The organism is Providencia sp. UF-224 (assembly GCF_058245955.1).
In genome coordinates, this window is record NZ_JBSICC010000003.1 from 46,503 (window position 1) to 66,976 (window position 20,474).

At 42.4% G+C, this 20,474-nt stretch carries 20 protein-coding genes; 7 read left to right on the top strand and 13 right to left on the bottom strand.

The annotated features are described in order from the left end of the window. Nucleotides 1–96 precede the first annotated feature (96 nt). From AC4IFO_RS04255 to trmJ, 11 genes are all read right to left on the bottom strand, one after another. A complete protein-coding gene (locus AC4IFO_RS04255; protein ID WP_490732129.1) occupies nt 97–546 on the bottom strand; it encodes an enhanced serine sensitivity protein SseB C-terminal domain-containing protein in 450 nt (149 codons plus the stop codon). A 125-nt stretch (nt 547–671) separates the two neighbouring features. Then, on the bottom strand, nt 672–1,967 hold the full coding sequence (gene pepB / locus AC4IFO_RS04260; RefSeq protein ID WP_273804587.1) for an aminopeptidase PepB: 1,296 nt from the start codon (nt 1,965–1,967) through the stop codon (nt 672–674). Nucleotides 1,968–2,139: 172 nt separating this feature from the next. After that, complete coding sequence (gene iscX / locus AC4IFO_RS04265; protein WP_490732132.1) at nt 2,140–2,340, bottom strand: Fe-S cluster assembly protein IscX; 201 nt, start codon at nt 2,338–2,340, stop codon at nt 2,140–2,142. 193 nt (nt 2,341–2,533) lie between these two features. After that, nucleotides 2,534–2,869: an ISC system 2Fe-2S type ferredoxin gene (gene fdx / locus AC4IFO_RS04270; RefSeq protein ID WP_225819015.1), complete on the bottom strand. Its 336-nt coding sequence runs from the start codon at nt 2,867–2,869 to the stop codon at nt 2,534–2,536. Nucleotides 2,870–2,871: 2 nt separating this feature from the next. Further along, a complete protein-coding gene (hscA, locus tag AC4IFO_RS04275; protein ID WP_490732134.1) occupies nt 2,872–4,722 on the bottom strand; it encodes a Fe-S protein assembly chaperone HscA in 1,851 nt (616 codons plus the stop codon). A 12-nt stretch (nt 4,723–4,734) separates the two neighbouring features. Beyond that, nucleotides 4,735–5,256, bottom strand: coding sequence for a co-chaperone HscB (gene hscB, locus AC4IFO_RS04280; RefSeq protein WP_490732136.1), 522 nt, complete (start codon nt 5,254–5,256; stop codon nt 4,735–4,737). Between the two features lie 95 nt (nt 5,257–5,351). Further along, a complete protein-coding gene (iscA, locus tag AC4IFO_RS04285; protein ID WP_047756461.1) occupies nt 5,352–5,675 on the bottom strand; it encodes an iron-sulfur cluster assembly protein IscA in 324 nt (107 codons plus the stop codon). Nucleotides 5,676–5,884: 209 nt separating this feature from the next. Then, complete coding sequence (gene iscU / locus AC4IFO_RS04290) at nt 5,885–6,271, bottom strand: Fe-S cluster assembly scaffold IscU (RefSeq protein WP_206082463.1); 387 nt, start codon at nt 6,269–6,271, stop codon at nt 5,885–5,887. A 24-nt stretch (nt 6,272–6,295) separates the two neighbouring features. Further along, the gene (locus AC4IFO_RS04295; protein ID WP_219247012.1) at nt 6,296–7,510 is read right to left on the bottom strand and encodes an IscS subfamily cysteine desulfurase; all 1,215 of its coding nucleotides are present in this window, start codon (nt 7,508–7,510) and stop codon (nt 6,296–6,298) included. A gap of 124 nt (nt 7,511–7,634) precedes the next feature. After that, the gene (iscR, locus tag AC4IFO_RS04300) at nt 7,635–8,132 is read right to left on the bottom strand and encodes a Fe-S cluster assembly transcriptional regulator IscR (protein ID WP_004264917.1); all 498 of its coding nucleotides are present in this window, start codon (nt 8,130–8,132) and stop codon (nt 7,635–7,637) included. A gap of 119 nt (nt 8,133–8,251) precedes the next feature. After that, nucleotides 8,252–8,983, bottom strand: coding sequence for a tRNA (cytosine(32)/uridine(32)-2'-O)-methyltransferase TrmJ (gene trmJ / locus AC4IFO_RS04305; protein ID WP_490732139.1), 732 nt, complete (start codon nt 8,981–8,983; stop codon nt 8,252–8,254). A gap of 123 nt (nt 8,984–9,106) precedes the next feature. On the opposite strand from trmJ, the gene suhB reads away from it, so the two are divergent. From suhB to AC4IFO_RS04335, 6 genes are all read left to right on the top strand, one after another. Continuing rightward, nucleotides 9,107–9,910, top strand: coding sequence for an inositol-1-monophosphatase (gene suhB, locus AC4IFO_RS04310; RefSeq protein WP_219247008.1), 804 nt, complete (start codon nt 9,107–9,109; stop codon nt 9,908–9,910). A gap of 570 nt (nt 9,911–10,480) precedes the next feature. Continuing rightward, nucleotides 10,481–11,074: a fimbrial protein gene (locus AC4IFO_RS04315; protein ID WP_490732142.1), complete on the top strand. Its 594-nt coding sequence runs from the start codon at nt 10,481–10,483 to the stop codon at nt 11,072–11,074. Between the two features lie 47 nt (nt 11,075–11,121). Further along, nucleotides 11,122–11,814 (top strand): fimbrial biogenesis chaperone, encoded by a 693-nt coding sequence (locus AC4IFO_RS04320; protein ID WP_490732144.1) that lies wholly within the window; start codon nt 11,122–11,124, stop codon nt 11,812–11,814. Nucleotides 11,815–11,828: 14 nt separating this feature from the next. Next, complete coding sequence (locus AC4IFO_RS04325; protein ID WP_490732146.1) at nt 11,829–14,339, top strand: fimbria/pilus outer membrane usher protein; 2,511 nt, start codon at nt 11,829–11,831, stop codon at nt 14,337–14,339. A gap of 11 nt (nt 14,340–14,350) precedes the next feature. After that, nucleotides 14,351–15,430, top strand: coding sequence for a fimbrial protein (locus AC4IFO_RS04330; RefSeq protein WP_490732148.1), 1,080 nt, complete (start codon nt 14,351–14,353; stop codon nt 15,428–15,430). A 14-nt stretch (nt 15,431–15,444) separates the two neighbouring features. Then, complete coding sequence (locus AC4IFO_RS04335) at nt 15,445–16,137, top strand: fimbrial biogenesis chaperone (RefSeq protein ID WP_490732150.1); 693 nt, start codon at nt 15,445–15,447, stop codon at nt 16,135–16,137. Nucleotides 16,138–16,179: 42 nt separating this feature from the next. Here AC4IFO_RS04335 and AC4IFO_RS04340 read toward each other — a convergent pair whose 3' ends face one another. Together AC4IFO_RS04340 and glyA are read right to left on the bottom strand one after the other, a co-directional pair. After that, entirely contained in the window at nt 16,180–17,331 is a 1,152-nt protein-coding gene (locus AC4IFO_RS04340) for a 3-phenylpropionate MFS transporter (RefSeq protein ID WP_490732152.1), read from the bottom strand. An 80-nt stretch (nt 17,332–17,411) separates the two neighbouring features. Further along, nucleotides 17,412–18,665 carry a serine hydroxymethyltransferase gene (gene glyA, locus AC4IFO_RS04345; protein ID WP_490732154.1) on the bottom strand — a complete coding sequence of 418 codons (1,254 nt, stop codon included), beginning with the start codon at nt 18,663–18,665 and terminating at the stop codon, nt 17,412–17,414. Between the two features lie 464 nt (nt 18,666–19,129). Between glyA and hmpA the strand changes: the two genes are divergently transcribed. Beyond that, complete coding sequence (gene hmpA / locus AC4IFO_RS04350) at nt 19,130–20,329, top strand: NO-inducible flavohemoprotein (protein ID WP_490732156.1); 1,200 nt, start codon at nt 19,130–19,132, stop codon at nt 20,327–20,329. Nucleotides 20,330–20,474 lie beyond the last annotated feature (145 nt).

The following is a 20,474-nucleotide window of genomic DNA, read 5'->3' on the forward strand; positions in this document are numbered from 1 at the left end:
TTTTATAAATAGAAAGCGGAATATAAGTGTAATTAATTATCTATTATCCATTTATGAGTGAGAAAATACAATTCTCCCACTCAACACGGGATTTTATTAGGTATTTTTTACTGGGATGGTATCTCGTAAAAAACTGCCTAAACGGCGCTGGTAAAATGGCTGAACATGTTGAGTAATAAAATGGCTAATGCCCTTTTCATGTTCATTGACCACACAAAAATCAATTGATTCATCATCATTTAAGTATTCACAAGCCAATGTGCCCGCTTCATGAATAATTGTGTCGATATTCTCTGCACCTGTCGTAAATTCTAACGCGATCATTAAGATAGGATTTTCGTCACCCTCTTCATCTTCAAGCGCTGACACCATAAAAGCCCGTCTGACAACTTTATGTTGCTTAAAGAACTCAGTCAGTGCATCAACAATCGCTTGCGGCTCTTCGTCTAATACACTTAATTTTAGTGAGGAACCTTTCGGCACTGTTAACTCTGTAAATTGGATCTCAGTTTCTTGGTTAGCATTATTGTTCGATTGCTGCGACATGCTCATCCCCTATCCTAAAAAATAATCGCTTATTATACGCGTACTTTCGTTAAGGTAAAAATTGTTGAGGTAAAAAAATAGGCACGAAAAGTTTCCCCTTCGTGCCTGATATCAATAACCGCGATTTATTTTGCTTTACTGATTAACAAATTCGCCAATGTACGCACACCAATACCCGTTGCGCCTTCAGCCCATAAGCTGACTGGTGATTTGCGGTACGTTGCAGAGCAGTCAATATGCACCCAATTTTGACGGTAATTTTCGACAAAGTGGGATAAAAACGCCGCTGCAGTGCTCGCACCTGCCGTGTGTGACGGTGCTGCAATGTTATTTAAATCGGCAAAACCTGATGGCAACTGTTGACGGTGGAATTCAGCCAATGGCAAGCGCCAGAACAGTTCAAACTCCGCATCAGAAGCGCTCATTAAGTCAGCAACTAATTTATCATCAAAACTTAGTACGCTGTGGTAGTCACCACCAACTGCGGTTTTGGCTGCACCTGTTAAGGTCGCGGCGTCGATGATGAGTGTCGGTTTTTCTTTGCTTGCATCAATCAGACCATCTGCGAGGACTAAACGACCTTCCGCATCCGTATTCATGATTTCAACCGATTTACCATTACGGTAGCGAATAATATCCCCTAATTTAAAGGCGTTGCCGCTGACCATGTTGTCTGCAAGGCACAGGAACATTTTGACACGTTTTTTCAAGCCGCGGGAAATCGCTAATGCTAATGAACCTGCCAGTGTTGCGGCACCGCCCATATCTGCTTTCATGGAGTTCATGGAAGAAGATGGTTTAATGCTGTAACCGCCTGAATCAAATGTAATTCCTTTACCCACTAATGCCGCGAATACGGGCGCATCTGGGTTAGCGCCTGGGTTATAATCAAGCGCTAAAAATACGGGTGGGCGGCTAGAGCCACGGCCTACCGTATGAATACCGGTATAGCCTTGCTCTAATAAGTCGTCACCTTTTACAATGCGATAGCTAATGTCTTGCGCACCAACGGTGCAGAGTAAATCGATAGCACGTTGAGCCAGTTGTTCAGGGCCAAGCTCTTCTGCTGGTGCGTTAATCACATCGCGCACCCAGTCAACGGTGCGAATACGGTTTTCTAATTCTTTACGGTCATCTTCTGGCAATACTGGCCATTCAATGGTTCTCGCCCCTTTGGGTGCACGAAAACCTTGCCAAAATGCCCAGCTTTTTTCTAAATCCCAGCCTTCGCCAGTCAAGGCAATATTGCGAATACCTTGACCATCTAATTTGCGACCAGCGCTTTGCACTGCACAGAGTTTGCCGGCATGCTTCAGGTGAATTGTCATCCCTTTATCGCCAGAGCTTAACAATGCGCCTTCCCCCCAGCATGGTGCGGCAGGCTCACAAGAAATCATTACTGGCATAATTTGTTTTGTCATCGTTTCTCTCACTTTGTCTATTTTTGCAGACAGCAAAAGCCCAATAATCTGTCGGCAGATGGCATTACCTTAACTGATTAATAGCGCTAGGGATATCATTATAGTGCTGATATAAAATAAAAAACCGAGCACTATTTCTAATAGCCACTCGGTTTTTAGCGTTTATTGCTAATTATTCGAACTCATCCAGCCAAACTAATAAGATTGCCTCGAGGATTTTTTCGTTTGATTTTTCCGGGTCATCATCAAATTCTTCTAAATCGCAAATCCACTGGTGCATATCGGTAAAACGCACTGTTTTGGGATCAGTATCTGGAAATGCATCATACAATGCTTCACCGATTTCACGGCTATTTGACCATTTTAAGCTCATGTTCTCTCACCAATTTGATTATCAACCTTTCATCCGCACTTCAATACGAGAAATATGACGACCATTTCGATTTTTTAAATAATTCATGTTCTCGCTAGGCGGCAAGTGAGACTATCCCTAGGAGCATACAAAAGTATGTGACTAGGGTAGTCGAAAGTAGCCAACACCGCGAGAGCGTGAAGTATGACAAAAATCAGTGTTCGCGGGCGTGGTTAATCGTATATTTCGGTAATTCGACGACCAAATCCTCATCCGTTACCAATGCTTGGCAGCTCAGACGGCTTTCGGGTTCTAGGCCCCATGCTTTATCCAACATGTCGTCTTCTAATTCGCTGCTTTCTTCCAAAGAATCAAAGCCTTCGCGAACTATGCAATGACAGGTTGTACAAGCACAAGATTTCTCACATGCATGTTCCAGTTCGATACCGCTACGCAGTGCCACGTTTAAAATCGACTCGCCCTCTTGTGCTTCAACAACGGCACCGTCTGGACATAAATCACTATGAGGTAAAAAAACTATTTTAGGCATAATTATATCTCATCCACAGAATGGCCTGACAACGCTTGGCGAATAGAAGCATCCATTCGACGCGCAGCAAAATCCTGCGATTGCTTATCCAGTTGTTTAATGGCATTTTCAATTGCGACGGGGTCTGTGCCCTCAACCGCTTTAATTAACTCATTGACCGCATTATCAATTTCTGACTCTTCGGTTGGTGTCAGTAAATTTGCATCTTGCTCTAATGCGCTCGTTAAACTTTCAAGCACTCTTGCCGCTTCAACTTTTTGCTCCGCAAGGCGGCGCGCAGTTAAATCATCTTGCGCGTTAGTCATTGAATCTTTAATCATGTTTGAAATTTCATTGTCCGTTAAACCATAGGATGGCTTAACTTGAATTGAGGCTTCTACTCCTGTGGATTTTTCCATAGCGCTCACGCTGAGCAAACCATCGGCGTCCACTTGGAATGTGACACGGATATGTGCGCCACCTGCGGCCATTGCAGGAATATCACGCAATGTAAAACGCGCTAAAGAGCGGCAATCTGCCACCATTTCACGCTCACCTTGCACCACATGAACACTCATGGCAGTTTGGCCATCTTTGAATGTGGTGAATTCTTGTGCGCGAGCAACAGGGATAGTGGTATTACGTGGAATGACTTTTTCCACTAAGCCCCCCATGGTTTCTAGACCAAGGGAAAGCGGGATCACATCCAGCAACAACATATCGCTATCAGGCTTATTACCCACTAAAATGTCGGCTTGGATAGCCGCACCAATAGCGACAACTTTATCAGGGTCGATAGAAGTTAGTGGTGTTTTGCCAAAAAACTCCCCCACTTTTTGACGTACAAGTGGTACACGAGTTGAACCGCCAACCATGACGACATTTAGCACGTCATCCGCCTCTACGCCCGCATCTTTTAATGCACGGCGGCACGCCATTAACGTACGTTTGATATGCGTTTCAATCAGCGCTTCAAATTGTTCACGGTGAATTTCACCCTGCCAATTGGCAAGCTGAATAGTTGCGGCATCTGCATCACTCAGCGCAATTTTTACGTCAGTGGCAATATTCAATAATTGGCGATTTAAATGGTGGTCACCTTGCAGTGAAACACCGGCTTGGTCGGCAATCCACTGCGCAAGCACTTGGTCAAAATCATCACCACCGAGCGCGGTATCGCCCCCCGTAGCTAACACTTCAAACACACCACGACTTAAACGTAAGATTGATACGTCAAATGTGCCACCACCGAGGTCATAAACGGCGATAACCCCTTCTTGGCCTGAGTCTAAACCATAGGCAATGGCGGCGGCAGTCGGCTCATTGAGCAAACGCAATACATGCAAACCTGCAAGGCGTGCGGCATCTTTAGTACCTTGACGCTGCGCATCATCAAAATAGGCTGGCACGGTGATCACCACGCCATCCATTTCACCACCAAGGGTGTTTTCAGCGCGCTGTGCCAGTGTTTTTAAGATATCTGATGACACTTGAATAGGATCAACTTGCCCTGCTGCTGTATGGATGAACGGTAATCCGTTTTCACTGGCGATCAGTTGATAGGGCAAATCAGGGTAGCGTTTTTGAATGTCTGCCAATGAACGCCCCATCATTCTTTTTACGGAAATAATGGTATTCACAGGGTCTTGTTCTGCGAGCTGCTTTGCCTCCCAACCAACGCGCTTTGCATCAGTTTGGTAATTGACGATAGATGGCAGCAAAACACGCCCTAGGCTATCGGGTAGCGCGGCAGCTTCACCACTGCGTACCGTGGCAATCAAAGAGTGTGTAGTTCCTAAGTCGATACCTGCCGCCAATTTACGTTGATGCGGCGCAGCGGTCATACCCGGTTCACTGATTTGTAATAAGGCCATAATCGTTTTCTCTTAAAATTCGTCCAGTAACCGTTCTTCGAGCTGCTCAGCTTGTTGCTGCAACTTATCGAGAAAACGCAGTTTGCGTACAGTATCAGCGGCTTTATCCCACTGCATCGCATCCAATTCGTTGACCATTAATAGGCTTCTATCTTGCTGCATTTTTTTGACGTTTTTCATAAATACTGTCAATAAATCAAGCGCATTGGCACTATTTTCAATATTGTCGAGCTCTTCACGCAGCTCAAGTTGCTCCATCAAAAATGCCGTATCATGCATAGTATGTTGTTCATTATTAATATCGAAACCATGCAATGAAAGCAGATATTCCGCCCGTTTTAGCGGATGGCGTAAAGACTGGTAAGCCGCGTTAATCGTGGCAGCTTTTTGAAGGGCTTGCATTTTTTCCTGCTCAGAAGAAGCAGCAAAACGATCAGGGTGATATTGACGCTGTAAATCTTGAAAGCGCTGTGTAAGTTGTTCGCTATCAATTGCGTAATTTTGGGTTAACCCAAAGAGAGTAAAGTAATCCATAAGTGCTTAGTGTCTCGAACCGGTTACCAATGCAACAAACACCTTGTTTAACAGCATCCACTACATTGGTCGAAAATCATGCGTTTATGAAGGCATTATACGTGAAAACTTTCACCGCATCCGCATTCGCTATTGACGTTAGGGTTATTGAATTTAAACCCTTCGTTTAAGCCTTCTTTGACGAAATCCAGCTCGGTACCATCCAGATAAACGATGCTTTTGCCATCAACAATGACTTTTACACCTTTATCTTCGAAAACTGTGTCTTCTTCATTGATTATATCAGCGAACTCAAGAACATATGCCATTCCTGAACAACCTGAAGTTCTTACACCTAAACGCAAGCCTTCACCTTTACCGCGATTTTGCAGGAAAGATTGAATACGCAGCGCTGCACTTTCTGTAAGAGAAATAGACATTGCAAACCTCACTTTAGAAACAAACAAGGCAGATGCTACACAATTGCCGCATCCGCCTTCAAATTATTTTTATACCTTTCACCCTGTTGATAAGTAATCACTTACTTAGCGATATTCAACATCTTGGATGGCCGATATTTTGACCAGATATAGGGCGATAACTTTTTGTTATTTATTAATATGGATTGCCCTATAAACTGATTTAAACCTTATTTGCTTTGGCGTTTGCTTTTGTAATCTGCAATAGCAGCTTTAATTGCATCTTCAGCCAAGATTGAGCAGTGAATTTTCACTGGCGGCAATTCTAACTCTTCTGCAATCGCTGTATTTTTGATTGACTCCGCTTCGTCTAAGCTTTTGCCTTTCATCCACTCAGTAACCAGTGAACTTGACGCAATCGCTGAGCCGCAACCGTAAGTTTTAAAGCGTGCATCTTCAATAATGCCGTCATCGCTAACTTTGATTTGTAGCTTCATGACGTCACCACAAGCAGGTGCACCTACCATACCACTACCAACACTTGGGTCGCTGTTGTCGAACGAGCCAACGTTGCGTGGATTTTCATAATGATCGATAACTTTTTCACTGTAAGCCATTTTTAAACTCCTGAAACCGTCTGATTAATGGTGAGACCATTCGATGCTGTTAAGATCTACGCCGTCTTTAAACATATCCCATAAAGGAGACAGCTCGCGTAAGTGGCCAATTGCGCCATGAATCATTTTGATTGCATAGTCAATTTCTTCTTCTGTCGTGAAACGACCTAAAGAGAAACGGATTGAGCTGTGTGCTAGCTCATCATTCATCCCTAAAGCGCGCAGTACATAAGAAGGTTCTAGGCTTGCAGAAGTACATGCAGAACCTGAAGATACAGCCAAATCTTTTAATGACATCATCAGTGATTCACCTTCAACATAGTTGAAGCTGACGTTCAGAATGTGCGGCGCACCGTGTTCTAAATCACCATTGAGGTAAACTTCTTCGATATCTTTAATGCCATTCCATAAACGTAAACGCAGACCGCGCAGACGCTCAGATTCCGCCGCCATTTCTTCTTTAGCGATACGGTAAGCTTCACCCATGCCCACGATTTGATGCACAGGCAATGTGCCTGAACGCATTCCGCGCTCATGACCACCACCGTGTTGCTGTGCTTCAAGGCGAATACGAGGTTTACGGCGAACGTATAACGCACCGATCCCCATAGGGCCATAGAGTTTATGTGCAGAGAATGACATTAAATCCACTTTTAATGCGCTTAAGTCGATAGGTAATTTACCGACACTTTGTGTTGCATCAACATGGAAAATAATCCCTTTGCTACGGCATAATTCACCGATAGCCTCGATATCCTGAACCACACCGATTTCGTTGTTTACGTGCATGATAGAAATCAGGATAGTCTCTTCGCGGATAGCGTCAATCAGGTCTTGCATCGCAATTAAACCATTGCTTTGTGGTGACAAATAGGTCACTTCAAAACCTTCACGCTCTAATTGACGGCAAGTGTCTAAAACGGCTTTATGTTCCGTTTTACACGTAATAATGTGGTTGCCTTTCTTCTTATAGAAGTTCGCTGCGCCTTTAATGGCTAAGTTATCAGACTCGGTTGCGCCTGATGTAAAGACGATTTCACGTGGATCAGCACCCACTAATTCAGCGATTTGGTTGCGTGCAATATCAACCGCCTCTTCGGCTTGCCAGCCAAAACGGTGAGAACGGGACGCTGGGTTACCGAAGTTCCCATCCATTGTTAAGCATTGCATCATTTTTTCAGCTACACGCGGGTCAACCGGTGTTGTTGCTGAATAATCAAGATAGATTGGTAATTTCATTGCTCACATACTCCAAAGGACAAATTAACTTGCCTTTAATTTTTTAAAGATACCGATGGCGGAACTTAGCTCTTCGTCTAGGCACTCACTACTCGGTATCGACTGCAATTTTTAATATAATATTTTAAGCACGTACATTGATAATGGATTCAGGCGTAATGCCGTTTGGCATGGTTTTGCGCTGTTCATTATCTTGTCTATCAGCAACAACCATCACTTCTTGATTTTTCACAAGCTCATCAAGACTGATGCTGCTGAGGAAACTGGTGATTCGGTCGCTTAAATCACGCCATAATGCATGCGTTAAACAGCGGTCGCCGTTTTGGCAACCTTCTTTATTACCTTGGCAACGGGTTGCATCAACAGATTCATCAACCGCAGCGATTACTTCAGCAACAAAAATTTGGTCAGCGTCTCTACCAAGCAAATAACCACCGCCCGGACCGCGGACGCTAGAAACTAGCTCGTTTTTACGTAAACGAGAGAAAAGTTGCTCAAGATAAGAGAGGGAAATTCCCTGACGTTCAGAAATATCAGCTAGAGGTACTGGACCTGACTGAGAGTGTAACGCGACATCAAGCATCGCAGTTACTGCGTAACGTCCTTTGGAAGTGAGTCTCATAACATATTACTCCGTGGTAAAATATGGCTGAATTGTGACATTCCTGAGTAATTTAGTCAACTATTTACCTGACTATTTTACTCAAGTATTATTCACTGACTTTCACCACGGATTTCGCCTCACTTTTTCGCCCATTTTTCCATCGACGTTAAGATACCGCGCAGAATGTGTAGCTCTTGCGTCTCGATGTGTGCACGGGTAAATAAACGACGTAACTTATTCATAATTAAGCCTGGATGTGCTTTGCGAATAAAGCCCGATTCGTTTAATACGCTCTCAAGGTGCACATAAAAACGCTCAACATCTTCAGAGGGTGGATATTCTACCTCATCATCATTTGAGGTCACGGCATTTTTTTCATCCATGGCTAAATACGCCATACGGATCTCATAACTCACCAATTGTACCGCCATTGCAAGGTTCAATGAACCGTACTCTGGGTTAGTTGGGATATACAAATGATACTGGCATTTTTGCAGCTCTTCATTAGTTAGCCCCACTCGCTCACGGCCAAATACGATTGCGACTGGCGATTCTTTTGATTGCTCGACAGATTTTACGCCACATTCACGCGGCTCAACCATTGGCCATGGCAATGTCCGTGAACGTGCACTGGTTCCAATCACCAATTTGCACCCTTCGAGGGCTTCATCTAAGGTTTTTACGATAGTTGCGTTACCAATGACATCACTCGCCCCAGCAGAGAGCGCGATTGAATGTGAATCAGGTTCGACAAGAGGATTAACAAGATACAGATTTGAAAGCCCCATGGTTTTCATTGCGCGAGCTGTGGAGCCCATATTGCCAGTGTGTGAGGTTTCAACAAGAACGATACGAATATTATCTAACATGATTTATACGTTTAATGAAAAAATTATCGGCATAGCTTAACACAAAATTGCTTATTGTGACGAACATCTATATACTTCGGCTCTCAAGTTTTTTGTTCTTTAACATTCCAGTGGAAAAAGCCCATGCATCCGATGCTTAACATCGCCATACGTGCCGCACGTAAGGCCGGTAATCACATAGCTAAAAACTATGAAATGCCTAGCAATATTAAAGTCACTCAGAAAGGTACGAACGATTTCGTCACCAACGTTGACCAAGAATCTGAGCAGTTAATTATTGAAATCATCCGTAAATCTTACCCAGACCACACAATCATCACTGAAGAAAGTGGTGAATTATTAGGTAAAGATGATGATATTCAATGGGTAATCGATCCACTGGATGGCACTACCAACTTCACAAAACGTCTCCCTCACTTTTCAGTTTCTATCGCTGTACGCGTTAAAGGCCGTACTGAAGTTGCTGTGGTTTACGATCCAATGCGCAATGAATTATTCAGCGCAGTTCGTGGACAGGGCGCACAACTTAACGGCTACCGTGTTCGTATCGATGAGAAACGTGACCTTGATGGCGCTATCGTTGCAACGGGCTTCCCATTCAAACAAAAACAACACGCCCCTGTATTTATGAACATCATGACAGCGATGTTTGATAAATGCGCCGATTTCCGTCGCACAGGTTCTGCGGCATTAGATTTATGCTATGTGGCTGCGGGTCGCGTCGATGCTTACTTTGAAATCGGTTTAAAACCATGGGATTTCTTAGGCGGCGAACTCATCATGCGTGAAGCAGGCGGGATCATGACCGATTTTATCGGTGGTCATAACTACTTAGCTTCTGGCAACTTAGTTGCAGGTAGCCCACGTGTCGTTCGCGATATACTGTCTGTCATGAAAGATGAATTGTCTGAAGCGTTAAAACGTTAATCAGAATATTGATAGAAGCCCACAGATGTGGGCTTTTTTATACCCATTAACTTACCCCTAATAAAATCACACACTTTATTAGTATCTGTAAATTAATAAAACATTAGTTATAACAAGCTCAAACTTATAACGATAAACTCTAATCAATATGGCTTGTCATAAAAACTTGCACTTTCACTCCGTTAATTAATTACTTTTAAAGAATCAATCTATTTAACTTGTTTTAAAAAAAACTATTTCACGTTGAAACTGAAAACCATCATTATCAATATAAAAAATTTTAGACATTAAAAATAATCACGCCAATAACAAAAACATCAGAAACATTCACATTAATATCTTAATATTCAAAATACACCTATTGATTGTATCTTCTAATTTAAATAAAAATCACATTTCCATTATTATCATAAATATATAAAAGACGGTAATCTCATTAAATATTTTTTATCATTTTATATTTGAAAAATATAAAATCCATATCTAGCATGAAATAAGGCAGCTAATTATTAACAGGCTGCCATTCAAAGTTATATAACTTTATTCTACTTGACCTTAATGGGGTTAACTATGTCTAGATATATACTACCTCTGTCTTTAGTTTCTTTATCTGTTATATCAGGTTCAGCACTCGCGGTGACAAATAGTCCTGGGGGTATTATTTCAATCTCCGGTGCTATCAGTGATACCACTTGTACCATTAATGGTGGTAATAGTGCTGATATGTCTATTGCCTTAGATCCAATTATTGCAACTGATGCAGGAACAACGGCAAATACCGTGATAACCAAGAACCAAAAAACATTTGCATTAACGTTTTCGAATTGTGCTCAAGTTGGCGGGGGGACACCTTCGGGTACATTAAAACTGCACTTTTCATCCAGTAATATATCGCCTTCTGGCCTATATCTGGTGAATACCACAGCGAATGAAAACGACCCAGCTGTTGCACGTAATGTGGGTTTTAGTTTGTCACAAACCACGTCGCCAACCGTTGCTATTCCTTTAAATGCAACATTTGATACCGCCCTTACCGCAGCAAATACAACCGGTGCGGCAGGCGCAACATTAAACCTTATTGCAAGTTATTATAAAACGAATACAACCGCAGCCCAAGTTGGTGCATTGCAATCTAACGTCATTTATACAGTGTCTTATTTATAAAAAAAATTGAAACCAGACTCAAATGGGTCTGGTTTTTTGGGGTGTTTATGCAAAATATATTAATGACAATTATCTTATTATTATTTCCACAATTGATATTTGCGAATGTCATCATCACAGGAACTCGCGTTATTTACCCCGAAAATGCAGATAGCATTGCTGTGCAATTAACCAATAATAGTCAAACTGTTTCTCTTGTTCAGTCATGGATTGATAATGGCGATGAAAACTCGACTCCCGAAAATTCGGATGCTCCTTTTTACCTGTCCCCCCCTATTGTTAAAATTGAAGGTTTACAAGGACAACAACTTAAAATTAAAAAAATAGATAAGGCGCTACCAAGCCGTATTGAAAGTGTGTTTTATTTAAATGTATTAGATATCCCTAAAACACCCGATACCGCTAAAGGTAAAAATACGATTCAGTTAGCCACACGGTCTCGAATAAAAGTTTTTTATCGTCCTATAGGATTAACCGAATCACCTGACGAAGTTATTAATAAAATTAATTACCAATTAAACAATAACACCCTATTAATAAAAAACAATTCGCAATATCACTTTACGGTTGCTGCACTGACAACAATAAACGATAAAAAAAACTCACTTATTGATTCGGGGATGATATCCCCAATGTCTTCCCTTGAGTTTCCATTAAAACATGCATTAAAAAACCGTGACCTTGTTTTAATTTATGTCGATGATTATGGCGTTTTCAAATCTCACAAAATTAAACTTTAAAAGAAGATATCATCGTGAAAAAAGAAAACTATCTCTATTTCCTAATTCTATTAGGGCTGCAAAGTTGTCTCAAAAACGCGATAGCGGATGAATTTGAGACATCCCTATTGGTCGGTAAATCCGCACAGGGCGATATTTCACGATTTTATACAGACAGTAAAATTCCTTCGGGTAAACAGTTAGCGGACCTTTATGTAAATAATAACTGGAAAGGCCAATTTGAAATTGAGGTTGATAATGACGGTAAGCTCATCAGCCTTTCTTCTGACGATGTGGAAAAATTAAATTTAAACTTATCACCAAGTGTGATTGAAAAAATTCAACAGCAAAACGTTATTCCTATTAATTCTTTAGTGCCAAATGTTCATTACAAATTTAATATCAATGAATTACGCCTCGACATGACTGTGCCCCAGGTGGCATTAAAACAATCCGAAGCCAACTATGTTGACCCGAGTTTATGGAATTACGGCGAACCCGCAATTATATTTTCTTATAATACAAACTATTACAGCTACAAAGAAAAGAAAAACGCCAAAACCAGCAGTGATAATTTTTATGCAACACTCAATTCGGGGGTTAATTTAGGGGCATGGCAATTTAGGGACGAATCAAGTTATCGCAATAGTTCCCATGGTACGTCAAAATGGAAAAATAATACGCGTTATGCCTATCGGCCTATTAGCCAAATAAAATCGGGGGTTAAAGTCGGTGATTTTTACACCCCTGCAGCACTGTTTAACAGCCTGCGAATTCGCGGTATTGCATTGGCGACCGAAATGGGCATGTACCCCAATTCGAGCCAAAATTTTGTTCCTATCATTCGCGGTGTTGCTCAGACCAACGCATTGGTGAGCGTGTATCAAAATAATAACTTGGTTTACCAAGAAAACGTCCCACCGGGTGAATTCACCTTTAACGACCTTCAACCCAGCGCAGGCGGGGGGGATTTATTTGTTGTGGTGCAAGAGGCGGATGGCCGCAAAGAAACCTTCACCGTCCCTTATTCTGCGGTTCCTGACATGCTTAAAGAAGGCATTTATACCTACAACCTTCTTACTGGAAAAACGAAAATTGAAAGCACGCACTACCAGCCTAATTTTACACAAGGTGAAATACACTATGGTCTGAATAACCTCGTCACTCTCTATGCTGGCATGTTATTCAGTGAGAAATACTATTCCGGCGTTGTGGGAAGTGGTTGGAACTTTAGTTTTGGTGCCATTTCTGCCGATGTGACACACGCGAATGCAAAACTAGACGCTGGCTCTCAGAGTGGACAAAGTTACCGGCTGACTTACAGCAAATACATTAATTCAACCTCAACCAATTTAACGTTGGCGTCTTACCGTTACTCAACGAGCGGTTATTATAGCTTTATGGATGCTATCTACGCCCAAGATAACTATCGTGCGTGGAAATCCTATCAAGATGATCTCTCCCAACAACAGGGAAATGATGCCCCTTCCGACCTCTCATTGAGCAATTTTGATGCCCTACGAGGGTCTCGCGCAAAAAATACCTTTACCTTGAATTTAAATCAACAACTCGCGGATGGCTATGGCTCTATTTTTGTTTCTGGTACCCATCGCGATTATTGGAATACCCATGGCAGCAGCCGTGAATACCAAGCTGGTTATGCCAATAACTACAATGATGTGGCCTACAGCGTGTCAGTTTCCCGTATTCGTAATTATGATAATAAAGAAGAAACACGGGTGTATGCGAATGTCAGCGTGCCATTCTCATTGTTTGAAAAACGCGCCAATATTAATCTCGGCAGTTACTTTACCGATTCACATTACCAACAAACGGCGTTGAGTGTTAGCGGCATTGCGGGTAAAAATGATCAAGTCAATTATACCGTGACGGCAACCAACCAAAGTGGCGGAAATAATTTAGTGGGTGCAAATGCCAGTTATCAACTGCCATCGACGACCCTGTCAGGTTCATATACCGAAGCCAATAACTACCGCCAAGCGGGTTTAGGGGCAAGGGGAGCGGTGGTCGCCATTCCTGAACATATTGTTTTTTCAGGGGAAACAGGCCAAACCTACACCATTATCGAAGCGCCGTTGGCCAATAACATGATGGTCAATTCGGATAAAACCACCCTCACCAACCAGCAAGGTGTTGTGTTGGTTGCGAATTCCACACCTTATCGAACAAATACCTATACCCTTTCTGATACTGACAAAACATCAGGCGCAGAAGTCCTCGGCAATATGGGTAATGTGAGCCCATATCAAGGTGCCGTGAATTATATCAAGCTCGAAACGGACACGCGTCAAACTTACATATTCAGAGCATCACTGGCTAATGGGGAGTCCCTACCATTTGGGACTGAAGTGAATAATGCACAACAACAAAATATAGGTTATGTAGGGCAATCTGGGGTGATTTATATCAAGAGCGATCAGTGGCCTTCAGCCTTGTATATCAAGCTCAACCCTAAGGAAAAATCAGAGTGCGTGATTAAGGACCCCGTTAATACGATGGATAGAAACCGTAACTTTTGTCGATAAAGGACGTTATGATGAAAAAGACGCTATTGGCACTCCTCTTACCCGCATTATTACTCGCAAGCTATGATGTTGCTGCCAGTTGCAGCAACTTGGGAGAAAAAAATGTGCCACCACTCAACTTTGACATATCCACGGAACTTACAAGCACATCAACCACGGTCAGCAAGTCAGCTCGAACAGGATTCACGGGGCAATATACCTGCGTAGCACCGGGGCTACTTTTGTCCAATACGGTGGGTATTGATAGCCCATTTCGCCAATCCACAGTCGCGATTGGCTTTAATGGTGGGAAACAAGTGGTTTCTATCTCGGTCAGCGGTATTAGTCAATCAAGTGTAAATAATATACCCCCGGGTACCTACCCCGCCTCTAATTTAGACACAAATTTTACGATTCAATTTAAATTACTCAGCAGCCCACCTGCAAATAATTACAAAGAAGTTGCAGGTAACAGTGTGTTAATCAGCCCAGTGATGATGGCAACGGATGTAACAGAATTAGGCCTTATCCCTTGGCTGCTGCGCCTTGTCTCAGACTTGGTCACGTTTCTCTTAACCCTAAACTGGCCAACACATGCTGAGGATATGTTTTACCAACCAATCACGTTAACCTACGACCCAATCCTAACAACCTGTAATTTTACTAATCAAGGGCTAGTCGTTTCACTTCCGCCTGTCAGTATCAATACAGTCAAAAATGCGACTCGAGCAGGCTACACCCCCTTTACGCTGAATTTCACATGCAAAGATTTCCTCGCGGGTAGCACCGCTTCTCGCGATGTGTCTATGTTTCTATCCAGCGGTAGCTTACTGTCAAATGATAAAGCCACGATAAACAACACCCTCTCCCAAGGTGCTAAAGGTGTTGGTTTTCGGCTCGTCAAAGCGGATAACCTCGCCACCCCTTTATTCCTTTCTGACAGTGTGACGACACAAAACACCGCCACAAGTATTTTTTCTGTCCTAAAAGGTAACCCAATTTCACCGTCCTTTTCCGTCAATTTAGGGGCTTATTATTATCCTTATAACCCCAGTATTGTCACTCAAGGGGCAGTATCTGGTACGGCAACCCTTGTGATGTCTTACAACTAAAAAAGGTGCGAGTGATGAAATACTTAGGGGGAATTGCCTTATTGTTAATAAGTTTACAAACACCTGCAAGCCTTGTATTACAGGGAACTCGGGTTATCTTTCCTAGTGATAAGAAAATGGTTAGCATCCAGATGACTAATTACAGTGAACAGCCGACGTTGACCCAAAGTTGGATAGATGAAGGGAATATTAATTCAACACCCGAAACAACCAATGCACCCTTTATTGTCACCCCCCCTATTAACAAAATAGCCGCGAATGACGGCGTTCAGCTGCGCATTCGTTTTCTCGGCAATAATTTGCCCATGGATAGAGAGTCTGTTTATTATTTAAATGTTTTGGATATTGCGCCAAAACCTAAAAATACCCAAGGTATGAATACACTGCAGCTGGCGATTCAAACCCGGATCAAAGTGTTTTACCGCCCTATATCGCTGTTACCCCTTCCTGATACATTACTGGATAGCGCTAAGTTTTATACCGATAAGGGGTTATTAACCGTAAATAACCCAACACCTTATTTTCTTAGTATTGCCAATATCTACACTGCAAATAACGCCAATGATTCGATTGCTAAAAGTTTAATGATCGCACCATTTTCGACGCAGACAATCCCCTCAGGGAAAAAAGTGGTTAATGGAGAGAATATTACAGTAGTTTATATTGATGATACTGGGCAACAAATTGCGTATCAAGCCAAGCTATAAATACTGATATTTCATCGCATTTATAGCCCAGCAATAGAAATGTTATGACTGAGCAGTGACTTTAGGGCGAATAAATAACGCAGGTACAGCAAGTAACGCCATCAAGTAAAAGACTACGCCGTGGTGAGCAGGCACTCGCTCATAAATATAGCCGACAATAATCGTTAACACGGCTAAACCGCCTCCCGTAGCCAATGCTGAATAAACGCCCTGCAAAGGAATAATTTCATTTTCTTTACGTGCACTGATAAAACGCATTGCCGCAAGATGACAAACCGTAAACGTTCCGCTGTGTAATATTTGTACAATAATAAGCATGGGTAATGCGGTAAATGCCCCCATCATTCCCCAACGGATTATTCCACAGAATGCGGATAACAACAGTAAGTTACGTGCACTCCAGCGCCTAAATAAACGGTGACTCAGCATAAAAACGATCACTTCTGCGACAACGCCCAGTGACCATAAGTTACCAATTACTAAATCTGAATAGCCTGCTTCTTTCCAGAACAGTGATGCAAAACCATAGTAAGCTGCGTGAGCACCTTGCAATAAAGTTACACAAATCAAAAATCTGACTACATTTTTATCAGCAATCAATTGTTTGAATGTAACTTTATTGCCATTGTCCGCTTTTGCGGCTCCAGAAGGCATGATTGCAGGTCTTAACATGGCTCCTAGCAATAAGGCTAAGCAACTGATAATTAAAGCAACCATAATTGATTTATGGCCCCAGACACCGGCCAAGTAGCCCATTAACGAAGAACCTATAATGAAGGCTATCGAGCCCCAAACACGGATTTTGCCGTAATCGAACGTAAATTGCTTCTGCCATGTTCCTGCCAAGGAATCCCCTAATGGAACCATTGGAGCAAAAAATAAGTTAAAACCAATCATCACAAAAAGCAGCCATGCCCAATGTGAGCCAAAGGCAAAGCCAATGGAAAAAATTAAGGACGATGCAGCTAATAGACGTAGCGCGGTAATTAGCTTGGAAGGTTCTTTAACTAATGGGGTGATAAACATCGCACCAAGAAAACGAGCCGCAAGGCCTACCCCAAGCAAAACACCAATCATTTCTGCATCAATACCCTCGCCTTGTAACCAAACCGACCAAAACGGCAAGAAAATACTGTATGCAAAAAAGTAGGTAAAATAATCAATTGCTAGCCAGCGCGTTGATGGAATGACCATCATCCCTCCATTTTTTCAATGCAAAAAACCCGCTCATACTTAACAGTAGAAGCGGGTTTCGATAACTAAAAGTCGTTGTATTATGCGTAAACTGGGTATTTTTTGCAGATTGCTAATACTTTTTGTTTTACGCTCTCAATGGTCGCTTCGTCATTGAGGTTGTCTAGAATATCACACATCCAGCCAGCTAGCTCGCGCGCTTCAGCTTCTTTAAAGCCACGACGGGTAATTGCTGGAGAACCGATACGTACGCCTGAAGTCACAAATGGGCTCTTCGGATCGTTTGGTACGCTGTTTTTGTTTACGGTGATATTTGCACGGCCTAATGCAGCATCAGCATCTTTACCCGTGATATCTTTGTCAACTAAATCAACTAAGAATAAGTGGTTCTCAGTTCCACCAGAAACAACTTTATAACCGCGTTTTTGGAAAACTTCGACCATGGCTTTCGCGTTTTTCGCAACTTGTTGTTGGTAAACTTTGAACTCAGGTTCCATCGCTTCTTTCAATGCAACTGCTTTACCTGCAATCACGTGCATTAAAGGGCCGCCTTGGGAGCCTGGGAATACCGCTGAGTTGATTTTTTTGTACAGCTCTTCGTCACCGCCTTTCGCGAGGATCAAACCACCGCGTGGACCTGCTAACGTTTTGTGGGTTGTGGTTGTCACAACGTGAGCATGTGGAACTGGGTTTGGATAGACACCTGCTGCAATCAGACCCGCAACGTGTGCCATATCAACAAATAAATAAGCGCCAATGGCATCTGCGATTTCACGCATTTTAGCCCAATCAACCACGCCTGAATACGCAGAGAAACCACCGATAATCATTTTTGGTTTATGTTTTTCAGCTTGCGCTTTGATATCGTCGTAGTCAATCTTACCGCTTTCATCGATACCGTAAGGGACGATGTTGTACAGTTTACCCGAGAAGTTAACTGGGGAGCCGTGCGTTAAGTGGCCACCGTGCGCAAGGTTCATACCCAGCACAGTATCACCTGGTTGTAACAGTGCCATGTAAACTGCCGCATTCGCTTGTGAACCAGAGTGTGGCTGCACATTTGCGTAGTCTGCACCAAATAATTCTTTTGCGCGGTCAATCGCTAATTGCTCAACCACATCGACGTACTCACAACCGCCGTAATAGCGCTTGCCTGGATACCCTTCTGCATATTTATTGGTTAGCTGAGAACCTTGAGCCTGCATGACTCGTGGACTGGTATAGTTTTCAGAAGCAATTAATTCAATGTGTTCTTCTTGACGTTGTACTTCTTGCTCCATTGCTTCCCATAATTTTGGATCATAGTCTGCAATATTCATTTCACGCTTTAACATTCGCTTCTCCTGCCTCAGCAATTCAATAGGTTGACAATCAATTCATCGCAATAGCACACAGTGTAAACTCTTTTTCGTTCTTGAGATAGCCCTAAAGAAAAAATATACGCAAACGATTGCATTAATTTTTTTCACGTCATTTAGCACTCTTCGCCTCATTATAAAATAGCCCAAATTTCAAATTTTGACGTATGAATCTCTGGTATTGCGAGTCCCTTCTCATTATGTGTCTATTTTTGCCCTATTTTGTCTGTTTGCGTCTTTACAGATACCCTTAAATATTATAAGTTGTATTTAAAATGCATGTTTATAAATAAACTTTATGTCTCTCAAAAAAAGTATAGGTTTTCGGGAAAAAACCCTGCTATCTCGATGAAAACACAGTGTTATGCTTTTTGATAGCTTAGGAAAAATGCCGGAACCCTTCCTGACTGAGAACATGAAAATAATTCAGGAGCACCTGTATGTTAGACAACCAAACAATCGCCATTGTTAAATCAACCATTCCTGCTATCGCCGCTACTGGGCCTAAACTTACTGCACATTTCTACGACAGAATGTTTAATCAACATCCTGAGTTAAAAGATATTTTCAACATGACCCACCAAGCTAATGGTGCACAACGTGAAGCATTGTTTAACGCCATTTGCGCCTATGCGGTTCATATTGAGACCCCTGAAGCCTTAATCTCAGCTGTTGAAAAAATCGCTCAAAAGCACGTCAGTCTAAATATCAAACCTGAACATTACCCAATCGTTGGCGAAAACTTACTCGCGGCAATTGATGAGCTACTCAATCCCGGCCAAGAAGTACTTGATGCATGGGGGAAAGCCTACGGTGTATTAGCGGATATTTTTATTGGCCGTGAAGCCTCAATCTACCAAGAAAATGCTGACAAAAGTGGCGGTTGGGAAGGTTTACGAGAATTTAAACTAAAACAAAAACAACCACAAAGCGATGTTATCACCAGCTTTGAGTTCGTTCCTGTTGATGGTAAGCCAGTCGCAGGCTATCGCCCAGGTCAATACATCACGATTTATATTAATCATGATGGATTTGAGAACCAAGAGATCCGCCAATACTCCTTAACAACAGCACCTAATAGTCAAAGTTACCGCATCGCAGTAAAACGCGAAGACCAAGGCGCGGTGTCTAATTTCTTACATCAGCATATCAATGAAGGTGACAGTGTTTATTTAGCTCCGCCATGTGGTGATTTCTTTATTGATGTTGATAGCCAAACGCCTGTTACATTGATTTCCGCGGGTGTTGGCCTAACGCCAATGTTGAGCATGTTAAATCACCTCACACAACAAGGCCATGAAGCAACCATCAATTGGCTACATGCGGCGGAAAATGGTGCTGTTCAAGCATTTAACCATGAAATTGAACAATTAATGGCAAGACAGAAAGCTGGCCATAGCGCAATTTGGTTTAATCAGCCTCGGGATAATGACCGCCTCGGCTTTGATTATCAATATGAAGGGTTAATGGATTTACAGAAAGTGCGTGAATGGATTGACCAGCCGAATATGCAGTTCTATTTCTGTGGCCCAGTTGGCTTTATGCAGTATATTGGCCAGCAATTAATTTCAATGGGCGTTAATGCAGATGCAATTCATTATGAATGCTTTGGCCCTCATAAAGTGCTAACCCTCAATTAAGAGATAAAAAAATGCTCTTCGAGTAAGAAGAGCACTTCCTGAAACGTATCAGCCAACAGAAACTGTTCTAATGGCTGGGTGTTTGAAGTTTTTTCACAACTTAGCGGTAACGGGCTCGCATAAAAAATACACTGTTCTAATCCCA

What these genes read in the sequence shown, in the direction of transcription:
- AC4IFO_RS04255 (WP_490732129.1), bottom strand. Translation starts at nt 546, where the DNA reads ATGTCGCAGCAATCGAACAATAATGCTAACCAAGAAACTGAGATCCAA.
- pepB (WP_273804587.1), bottom strand. Translation starts at nt 1,967, where the DNA reads ATGACAAAACAAATTATGCCAGTAATGATTTCTTGTGAGCCTGCCGCA.
- iscX (WP_490732132.1), bottom strand. Translation starts at nt 2,340, where the DNA reads ATGAGCTTAAAATGGTCAAATAGCCGTGAAATCGGTGAAGCATTGTAT.
- fdx (WP_225819015.1), bottom strand. Translation starts at nt 2,869, where the DNA reads ATGCCTAAAATAGTTTTTTTACCTCATAGTGATTTATGTCCAGACGGT.
- hscA (WP_490732134.1), bottom strand. Translation starts at nt 4,722, where the DNA reads ATGGCCTTATTACAAATCAGTGAACCGGGTATGACCGCTGCGCCGCAT.
- hscB (WP_490732136.1), bottom strand. Translation starts at nt 5,256, where the DNA reads ATGGATTACTTTACTCTCTTTGGGTTAACCCAAAATTACGCAATTGAT.
- iscA (WP_047756461.1), bottom strand. Translation starts at nt 5,675, where the DNA reads ATGTCTATTTCTCTTACAGAAAGTGCAGCGCTGCGTATTCAATCTTTC.
- iscU (WP_206082463.1), bottom strand. Translation starts at nt 6,271, where the DNA reads ATGGCTTACAGTGAAAAAGTTATCGATCATTATGAAAATCCACGCAAC.
- AC4IFO_RS04295 (WP_219247012.1), bottom strand. Translation starts at nt 7,510, where the DNA reads ATGAAATTACCAATCTATCTTGATTATTCAGCAACAACACCGGTTGAC.
- iscR (WP_004264917.1), bottom strand. Translation starts at nt 8,132, where the DNA reads ATGAGACTCACTTCCAAAGGACGTTACGCAGTAACTGCGATGCTTGAT.
- trmJ (WP_490732139.1), bottom strand. Translation starts at nt 8,983, where the DNA reads ATGTTAGATAATATTCGTATCGTTCTTGTTGAAACCTCACACACTGGC.
- suhB (WP_219247008.1), top strand. Translation starts at nt 9,107, where the DNA reads ATGCATCCGATGCTTAACATCGCCATACGTGCCGCACGTAAGGCCGGT.
- AC4IFO_RS04315 (WP_490732142.1), top strand. Translation starts at nt 10,481, where the DNA reads ATGTCTAGATATATACTACCTCTGTCTTTAGTTTCTTTATCTGTTATA.
- AC4IFO_RS04320 (WP_490732144.1), top strand. Translation starts at nt 11,122, where the DNA reads ATGCAAAATATATTAATGACAATTATCTTATTATTATTTCCACAATTG.
- AC4IFO_RS04330 (WP_490732148.1), top strand. Translation starts at nt 14,351, where the DNA reads ATGAAAAAGACGCTATTGGCACTCCTCTTACCCGCATTATTACTCGCA.
- AC4IFO_RS04335 (WP_490732150.1), top strand. Translation starts at nt 15,445, where the DNA reads ATGAAATACTTAGGGGGAATTGCCTTATTGTTAATAAGTTTACAAACA.
- AC4IFO_RS04340 (WP_490732152.1), bottom strand. Translation starts at nt 17,331, where the DNA reads ATGGTCATTCCATCAACGCGCTGGCTAGCAATTGATTATTTTACCTAC.
- glyA (WP_490732154.1), bottom strand. Translation starts at nt 18,665, where the DNA reads ATGTTAAAGCGTGAAATGAATATTGCAGACTATGATCCAAAATTATGG.
- hmpA (WP_490732156.1), top strand. Translation starts at nt 19,130, where the DNA reads ATGTTAGACAACCAAACAATCGCCATTGTTAAATCAACCATTCCTGCT.